Origin of the sequence: Candidatus Infernicultor aquiphilus (assembly GCF_002784285.1) — a bacterium.
GTDB classification, from domain to species: domain Bacteria; phylum Atribacterota; class Phoenicimicrobiia; order Phoenicimicrobiales; family Phoenicimicrobiaceae; genus Infernicultor; species Infernicultor aquiphilus.
In genome coordinates, this window is record NZ_PFKO01000313.1 from 1 (window position 1) to 1129 (window position 1129).

At 42.1% G+C, this 1129-nt stretch carries 1 protein-coding gene; it reads right to left on the reverse strand.

What is annotated here, in order from left to right; genetic code table 11:
* A partial coding sequence (gene ltrA, locus COZ07_RS08720) for a group II intron reverse transcriptase/maturase (protein WP_406608179.1) occupies positions 1-1010 on the reverse strand: 1010 nt, incomplete at its 3' end.
* Positions 1011-1129 lie beyond the last annotated feature (119 nt).

The window sequence follows — 1129 nt, forward strand, 5'->3', positions numbered from 1 at the left end:
TTGCCTTTTCTGGTTTTATCACCATAATGCGTAAATCCCAGAAAGTCAAAGGTAGCCATTCTCTGGCCTTCTTTCTGTGCCTTCTGCCAGACCAACCGACCAAACTCCATTATCCTTGATTTGTTTTCGGCAATTTTTAACCCAAATTTATCCAGCCTTTGCCTTAACTCATCCCCAAATACTTTTGCCTCTGTTCCATTCTGGAATAAAACCATAAAATCATCAGCATAGCGAACAAGTTGAGCAAATCCTCTCAGCTCTTTCTTAACTTTCTTCTCAAACCACAGGTCTAAGATATAGTGAAGATAGATATTAGCCAGTAAGGGACTTAATACCCCACCTTGAGGAGTGCCCTTGTCTGTCTGGTAAAATTTACCTTCTTCCATTATCCCTGCTTTTAAGAAGCGAACAATCAACCTTAATAAACTGGTGTCTTTAATCCTCTGCTTGAGACACTTCATCAACCACTTGTGATCTATGGTATCAAAGAACTTTTCGATATCCATATCCACTACATAATTGACTGGCTTAGTCATAATGGTCTTATCCAACACATCCAGCGCCTGGTGACAACTTCGGTTAGGACGAAACCCAAATGATACCTCGAGGAAGTCAACCTCAAAGATGGCCTCAAGGATCTTCTTTATTCCCATCTGCACTATCTTATCTTCTACCGTGGGAACTCCCAGTCCCCTTTTGCCACCATTACTCTTTGGTATATACACTCTCCTGACTGGTTGTGGCTTATACTTCTTTGCTTTTAGCCTTCCCACTAAATCCCTAAGGTTTTCTTTTAATCTGGCTTCATATTCCTTAACACTTACCCCATCTATCCCAGCAACCTTATCCCTTTTCAGCTCCCAGAAACAACCCTTTAGAAAATCCTCGGTGAGTAAATGCATCAGTGATATAAATCTATCTTTCGGATTTTCTCTGGCTCGTAAGGTTAGGGAGGCAAGTTTTGTTCTCATCTGTTGTCCAGTTCTGAGTCTGGCAGATGTGTCCCTCACCCCCCATTGTATTACTGCTATCCCCTTCTCTCCATCCCCATTACGGGACTTCACAGATACTACGGGATAGTCCGACTGCCAATGTATAATACCTTGCGGTATCTTGCCGTTTATAGACT